Below are 7,111 nucleotides of genomic sequence, written 5' to 3'. Positions count from 1 at the left end.
AGAGTAGGTCATCGTCAGGCATTTATTGTGAAAAATCCCCCAGGGCTGATGCCTTGGGGGATTTTTTTTTGCGTGAGCGGTAAGTGGTGAGGGGAAAATAGTGAGGAGTGAGGGGTAAACTCCAACACCTCACACCTTACACCTCACTTATACATCCCTACGGTGTTGGCAAATACCACCGGCCCAGGTTTCATAAATCGCGCGATCATCAGCCAGCATCATTAATGCAAATAGCCGTTCGCCAAGCGTAGTGCAGTGGGTTATGCGCCGTGACAGCAGTGATGTTGCCTGTGGATCAATCACCACAAAGTCAGCCTCAAGGCTAGGGGCTAACTGCCCAATGTGACTATCCAGCGAAAGCGCTTTTGCATTGCCCAAGGTTAAGCCATAAAAGCCCTGCCATGCGGTAAGGGGCTGCCCGCCTAGTTGACCCACTTGATAGGCTGCTTTAAGCGTGCCAAACCCTGATAAGTCGGTGCCTGCACCTATATCGCTGGCAAACGTATAGGCCATCCCCGTTTGTTTGGCGGCTTCCCGGTCGAATAATCCACTGCCAAGAAAGAGATTGGAACTGGGGCAAAAAGCAATATTGGCGCCTCGGTCTGCCAAACGCTTGCGCATGCCATTGTCGAGATGAATACCGTGGGCAAAGGTGCTGCGGGGGCCAACAAGGCCTGCTTCTTCATAAACCGCTAAGTAGTCGCGACTACCTGGAAACAGTTCGGCTACCCAGTCTAACTCGCCGCTGTTTTCAGCCAAGTGAGTTTGCAACCAAAGAGTGGGGTCATTACGCAGAAGGGCGCCGGCAGCGTCCATTTGCGTTTTGGTTGATGTCGGTGCAAAGCGTGGCGTGACGCTATAGCCCAGTCGGCTCTTACCGTGCCAGTCTTCAATGAGTCGTTCGCTGTCAGCAATGCCTGAAGCACTGTCCATCAGCGCCTCGGGCGCGTTACGATCCATTAACACCTTGCCCACCAACATACGTAATTGGCGCTTTTGGCAGGCAGTGAAAAAAGCGTCCACGGAACCGGGGTGGCTAGAACCAAATACTTGAGCAGTCGTAGTCCCCGCACGTAGCATCTCATCCAAAAAAGCGTTAGACAGCGCTTCTGCATGGGCGTGACTCGCAAAACGACACTCTTCGGGAAAGGTGTAGTCGTTTAGCCAATCAAGCAGTTGGCGGCCATAAGACGCCATGATATCCAATTGAACGTAGTGCACATGGGTGTCAATAAACCCCGGCATAATCAGTTTGTCACGGTAATCAAGAACGTCAGCGCCTTTGGGCAGCGACGGCGCCAATTCAGGAAAGTGGCCGACGGCATGAATATGCTGGCCTTTCAACCAGAGTAAGCCATCACCATAGTGCTCTAAACTGCCCGGTTGGGGCGTATCGCCATCTCCAGGGTCGCGGGCAAAACTGATCAGTTCGGCACGAATAAACGTATCGGTAGAAGAAGTCGTCATATTAACTCGTGGTCGTCGGAGAATCGGTCAATAGCGTTCGCAGAGACTGGGGATCCAGCCCGCGGTTATCTTGAGAAGTGGGCGTGTCCGTTAGCCAAAGCAGCTCAGCCACCACCGTTAGCGCAATCGCATAGGGCGTTTTATTATTCAGCTTAGTGGCGTGGATGCGACCAATGGGGCTTCTTACCCGCGCCATTTGTGCGTCAGAGTACCCGTCGCGTTTCAGCCGCCCTGAAAAGCTTGCCCACTTGCTGTCTGAACCAATCAATCCAATCGACATGATGTCGTCGCGCTGAATCAACGCTTGGATCAGCGCATAGTCTTCATCATGGTTGTGCGTTAATACCAGCGCATGGGTATCTGCAGGCAAGTCGGCGACGCATTTCTCGACATCACCAAGCGGATAACAGTGAAGTCGCGGCTGGTAATGCCCGGCAAACACATCACTACGGCTATCGTACCAATGTAGTTGCCAGGGGAGCGGGGCGCCCAGTTTGACGATCTCTTGACCGACATGACCTGCACCAAAGAGGGCGATGTGAGCCGCAGCGCCGGGAAAGGCTTCCAAAAGGATATTCACGAAGCCGCCGCAGCACTGGCCGCTGCGCCCGCTCAAAGAGAAGGCTTCTAAGCTGAGTCCATAGCGTTGTTCAGCCAAACAGGAACGCGCGGCGGAAATGGTTTGCCATTCAAAGGTACCGCCTCCCAGGGTATCGAAGATGCCATCGACAGTGATCACCATACGCGCACCCGGTTCGCGGGGTGTTGAGCCAGCGCTAGTCACCTGGGTGGCTAATACATGGGGAATGCCGTCGCGCTGTAAACGATGCAGTGCCGCATGCCAGGTTTCCGGTACTTGAAGTTCACTCACAGCACTCTCTTCCTGATGGCATTGGCCGCCAACATTACCCGCTCCGGCGTGGCCGGGGTGTCTAGGTGAGGCGATATGGCGTAATCGGTAAGGCTCGAAAGGGCATCACGTAACGCTGACCAAACACAAATACCCAGCATAAAAGGGGGCTCGCCTACTGCTTTTGAGCGGTAGAGGCTGGCCATGGAATTGGGGTGCCCCTCTAGCAGGGCGACATTGAAGACCGGCGGTAAATCACCAAAAGTGGGGATCTTATAGGTTGCTGGGCCATCGCTGACTAAAACGCCTTTATCGTTCCACTTAAGTTCTTCGCTGGTTAACCAGCCCATCCCTTGAATAAAGCCACCCTCTACCTGGCCAATATCAATGGCGGGATTTAGCGAGTCACCCACATCATGCAAGATATCGACCCGATCGACCTGATACTCACCGCTCAAGGTGTCCACGCTCACTTCAGCCACTGCAGCGCCAAACGCATAGTAATAGAAAGGGCGGCCTTGGCCGATTGAGCGATCGTAGTGAATCAGCGGTGTGGCATAAAAGCCTTTTTCAGACAGTGATACGCGATTGAGATAGGCCGTTTGCACTAATTCACCCCAGGGGATAGTGCGTTCGCTTTCACCAAACCCGGCCACCAGCATACCGTCTTCCAGGCGCATGCCTTCCCGATCCAAGCCCTCTGAATAGTGCCCGGCGGCAAAATCGAACAGACGCTCACGTAGTTTGCCGGCCGCATCCCGGGCTGCCATACCGTTTAAGTCAGCACCGCTGGAAGCGGCGGTCGGTGAGGTGTTTGGGACTTTATCGGTTCGCGTAGCGGTAATGCGCACCTTGTCTAAATCGAGTCCCAGCTCCCTGGCCACTACCTGGCAAATCTTGGTATGCAGCCCTTGGCCCATCTCGGTACCGCCGTGATTAATCATCACGCTGCCGTCGGTATAAACATGCAGCAGGGCGCCTGCCTGGTTAAGGTGTTGAGCGGTAAACGAAATACCAAATTTTACCGGGGTTAGTGCCAAGCCTCTCTTGATAACCGGACTAGTGGCGTTGAAGTCACTGACCGCTTTGCGCCGTACCCAGTATTCGCTGTCGCTTTCTAGCGTTTCAACGAGTGTATGCAGGAGTTGGCGCTGATCGACCTGCTGGCCATAGTGGGTCACCTCGCGGCCATCGCGGTAGAAGTTACGCTTGCGAACGGTCAACGGATCTTCGCCAACCTGGCGGGCAATGTCATCCATGGCCGCTTCGATGATCATCATACCCTGGGGGCCACCGAAACCCCGAAAGGCGGTATTGGATGCGGTGTGGGTTTTGGCCCGATGCCCTACCACCTGAGCGTCTCCCAGAGAGTAGGCGTTGTCGGCATGAAACATCGCACGATCAACGATAGCGTCAGAAAGATCTGGCGAGTAGCCGCAGTCGCCGATCACGGTGATCTCTCCCCCCTGGATAACGCCTTCAGCATCAATGGCGAGCCGATAGCGATTATGGAAGGGGTGGCGTTTCCCCGTGGCGTGCATATCGTCGCTGCGAGGTAAGCGCAGGCGAACCGTCTTGCCGGTGCGGCGAGCAATAATCGCGGCAATACACGCCCAGGGAGACGCCTGAGTTTCCTTGCCACCAAAGCCACCGCCCATACGACGTACTTCGACGGTCACCGCATGAAAAGGTATATCGAGTACCTCCGCCACCAACTTTTGGGTTTCGCTGGGGTGCTGGTTAGAGGTGTAGACAATAACACCCTCATCCTCGGTAGGGTGAACCACACAGGCCTGGCCTTCCAAGTAGAAGTGTTCTTGCCCGCCGACGAACAGTTCGCCTTCAATAATCTGGTCTGCTTGATCAAGCGCCTGCTGCCAATCACCACGTGTCTGCACATGGGTGGGGCGAACAAACTCTCCCCGCTCCGTTGCGGCCACCGGGTCTAAACTAGCAGGCTGCTCATCGATGCTGATAGTGGCTAATTTGACGGCACGGCGAGCGACCTGCAGCGACGTTGCCGCAACGGCGAACAGGCACTGGCCTGCATAGCTGATCTCCTGATCGACAAAAATAGGATCACCGGGAAAGACCGGCCCGATATCGGTATGGCCGGGCACTTCATGAAAAGTAATCACATCGACTACCCCCGGCGCTTCTTTGACCTTGTTAAGATCAAGCTGCGTTAAGGTGCCGTGGGCGACAGGCGATAGGCCTAGCGCCACATGCAGCGCATCGGCCGGTACGGCTAAGTCGTCAATATAAGCCGCCTTGCCGGTAACGTGTTTTTCGGCACTCTCGTGAAAACTTGCGCTACCTGCCTGACGTTGTCCAGTACTGTCGACCGTATGGCGCGCCAAGGGGCCAGCGCCTTGAATTTGGTCGTGCAGTTCACGGCGGGCACGGCTGCTATCGCCGTCCAGTTTAGTGAGCGTACGCATGGAGCATCACCTCTTGGTCGGTCGCTGAGAGAGAGAGGTAGAGGCGTTCAATGAGATTCTGGGCAGCTTGCTGGCGATAATGTTGGCTGCCACGCACGTCACTCATAGGTTGGAAATCATCTTCAAGTGCTTGCTGAGCGGCGCGAAACGCCTCGCGAGTAATAGCGCTGCCCTCAAGCGCTGCTTCGGCAGCCAGTGCGCGCCTGGGAGTAGCGGCCATACCGCCAAAGGCGATCCGTACATCACGCAAAACATTCTGCTCTACGCGGTAGCTAAAGGCACCCAGTAGCGCTGAGATATCATCCTCGCGACGCTTGGAGAGCTTCCAGACCCTTAGCTGGCTGCTATCAACCAGCTGGGGAATAAAGATTCGGGAAATAACTTCGTCAGCTGCCAACGCGGTCTTTTTGTAATCCAGAAAGAAATCCTCAAGCGCTAGGCGACGCTTGCCGGTTACGCTGGCAAGCTCTACCTGGGCACCTAAGGCCAGCAGCACGGGAGGCGTATCGCCAATAGGGGAAGCATTGGCAATATTGCCGCCTAGGGTTCCCCGGTTGCGAATCTGCTGGGAGCCCAGCCGGTGCAGTAGATGGGCAAACGCTGGAAAGTGCGCTTCAAACAGGGGTTCAAGTTGGGTGTAGGTCACCCCGGCGCCTATCCACCAGCCGGTTTGATTCTCCAACTGAGCCTCTTCAATGGTGAGTAGCTCGGCAACGCGAGAAACGTCAATCAATTGATCAAGGGGAGCCAAACGCTGAGTGCTCTCCAGCCAGAGGTCGGTGCCACCCGCCACCAAGCGTGCCTGGGGGGATGATTGGCGTAGTTGCGCTAGTTCAGCCAACGACGCCGGTTGGGCAAAAAAGGCAACCGTTTGCGACGAATCTGAAGGCTGCGTATCGATTTCTGAGTCGGGCAGTGTTGCATCGAACCATTGAGGGCGCTGGTAAGGAATAGCATTCATGCTCAGTGCTGCATCCCGAATCGGCCGATAGCCGGTGCAGCGGCACAAGTTGCCGCCTAGCGCGGCTTCAAGCCGCTCGGGTGTTAGCGGTGAAGGCCGCTGGGTAAGGTCGCTATGCAGAGTGAAAAGCGACATGACAATACCCGGCGTACAAAAACCACATTGGCTACCATGGCATTCGATCATCGCTTCCTGGGCGGGGTGCAAATGCCCCTTTTCTGATAACCCTTCAACGGTCACTAGGTGCCTACCCTGTAACTGGTGGGCTGGCGTAATGCAGGCGTTAGCGCTGGTATAACGTTGCGTTCCAGTCGTTGACTCGCCAATCGCCACGGTACAGGCGCCACAGTCGCCAGAAGCGCAGCCCTCTTTGGTACCCGTTTGGGCCAAATGCTCGCGCAAAAGGGTTAAAATACTAGTGTCGGGTGAAACGTCACACCGCTGGGGGGTACCATTTAGCAGGAACGCAATCGTTGCCATGCCGAACTCCACTGTGATTGTATAGACCGGGAATGAGCTGACCGATCGGTCAATATGCGTTGAGCTTGGGACAAAACGCCCTACCTTGCAAGTATTTGCTCACTGCACAGGAGTGGGGCGAGCTAGTATGAAATGCCAATTTTTGGGGCAATTCGCTAGAAGCCTGTTCGGCTTGCCCGATCATCGCAGTAAAACAGTGTTAAGTCAGACAGGCTTCTCGCCTAGCCATATCACCAAGGAACCTTGTTAATGACCGCCGCATCTGCCACTTCTGAAAGCCCTAGCCGGGAAAGAATCGAGTCGAGTATCCTGCTTGCCGCGGAGCAAGTGTTTTCTCAGCACGGCTACCGCGGGGCGAGCTTGCAAGTGATTGCTGATCGCGCCGGTCTCCCTAAAGCCAATATTTTGTACTACATGGGCAGTAAGCAGGCGCTTTATGTGCGGCTGCTTAACCGCATGATGCGTCGCTGGAATGAAGTGCTTGAAGACATTACCCCTGACAGCGACCCTGCGACGGTGCTCAGTGACTTTATCCGCACTAAAATGGTGCTTGGCCAGCGCTATCCCGAAGGTTCCAAACTCTTTGCGGCGGAAATTTTAGCTGGTGCCCCCTTCATAAGTGATTATCTGGCGGGCGAGCTACGTGACTGGGTTGCCTCGCGGGCGGCAATTATTCGCCAGTGGTCGGCACAGGGAAAAATGGATGCTGTCGATCCACGCTGGCTGATTTTCCTGATTTGGTCTGCTACCCAGCACTACACTGAATATAGTGCCCAAGTGTCCGGTATTCTAGGAAGAGATGCGCTGAACGACGATGACCTTGAGTCGATATCGACGTTTTTAGAGCACGTCATTTTAAAAGGCTGTGGCATACCGCAGCCAGCTGTTAAAGCACACCCGCAGGAGTAGTGA

Annotated in this window: 5 protein-coding genes; 1 reads left to right on the top strand and 4 read right to left on the bottom strand. The window is 55.1% G+C overall.

What is annotated here, in order from left to right; translation table 11 throughout:
- Positions 1-147: 147 nt before the first annotated feature.
- Genes guaD through xdhA form a run of 4 tightly spaced genes read right to left on the bottom strand, consistent with a single transcriptional unit; the run spans position 148 to position 6,199 of the window.
- Positions 148-1,467 (bottom strand): guanine deaminase, encoded by a 1,320-nt coding sequence (guaD, locus tag A6R74_RS07140; RefSeq protein WP_064233820.1) that lies wholly within the window; start codon positions 1,465-1,467, stop codon positions 148-150.
- A 1-nt stretch (position 1,468) separates the two neighbouring features.
- Positions 1,469-2,338 carry a xanthine dehydrogenase accessory protein XdhC gene (gene xdhC, locus A6R74_RS07135; RefSeq protein WP_064233818.1) on the bottom strand — a complete coding sequence of 290 codons (870 nt, stop codon included), beginning with the start codon at positions 2,336-2,338 and terminating at the stop codon, positions 1,469-1,471.
- On the bottom strand, positions 2,335-4,758 hold the full coding sequence (gene xdhB / locus A6R74_RS07130; protein WP_064233815.1) for a xanthine dehydrogenase molybdopterin binding subunit: 2,424 nt from the start codon (positions 4,756-4,758) through the stop codon (positions 2,335-2,337). The genes xdhC and xdhB overlap by 4 nt, the downstream gene beginning before the upstream one ends.
- Complete coding sequence (gene xdhA, locus A6R74_RS07125; RefSeq protein ID WP_064233813.1) at positions 4,742-6,199, bottom strand: xanthine dehydrogenase small subunit; 1,458 nt, start codon at positions 6,197-6,199, stop codon at positions 4,742-4,744. The genes xdhB and xdhA overlap by 17 nt, the downstream gene beginning before the upstream one ends.
- A gap of 249 nt (positions 6,200-6,448) precedes the next feature.
- Between xdhA and A6R74_RS07120 the strand changes: the two genes are divergently transcribed.
- On the top strand, positions 6,449-7,108 hold the full coding sequence (locus A6R74_RS07120; RefSeq protein WP_064233811.1) for a TetR/AcrR family transcriptional regulator: 660 nt from the start codon (positions 6,449-6,451) through the stop codon (positions 7,106-7,108).
- The last annotated feature ends 3 nt before the right edge of the window (positions 7,109-7,111 follow it).

This window comes from Halomonas sp. ALS9 (genome assembly GCF_001651035.1).
Taxonomy (GTDB): domain Bacteria; phylum Pseudomonadota; class Gammaproteobacteria; order Pseudomonadales; family Halomonadaceae; genus Vreelandella.
Note: the sequence above shows the minus strand (reverse complement) of the source record. Positions and strands in the feature narration are given on the sequence as shown.

Bases quoted from the DNA above. Each gene is read 5' to 3' on its own strand.
- guaD (WP_064233820.1), bottom strand. From the start codon at position 1,467: ATGACGACTTCTTCTACCGATACGTTTATTCGTGCCGAACTGATCAGT.
- xdhB (WP_064233815.1), bottom strand. From the start codon at position 4,758: ATGCGTACGCTCACTAAACTGGACGGCGATAGCAGCCGTGCCCGCCGT.
- A6R74_RS07120 (WP_064233811.1), top strand. From the start codon at position 6,449: ATGACCGCCGCATCTGCCACTTCTGAAAGCCCTAGCCGGGAAAGAATC.
- xdhA (WP_064233813.1), bottom strand. From the start codon at position 6,199: ATGGCAACGATTGCGTTCCTGCTAAATGGTACCCCCCAGCGGTGTGAC.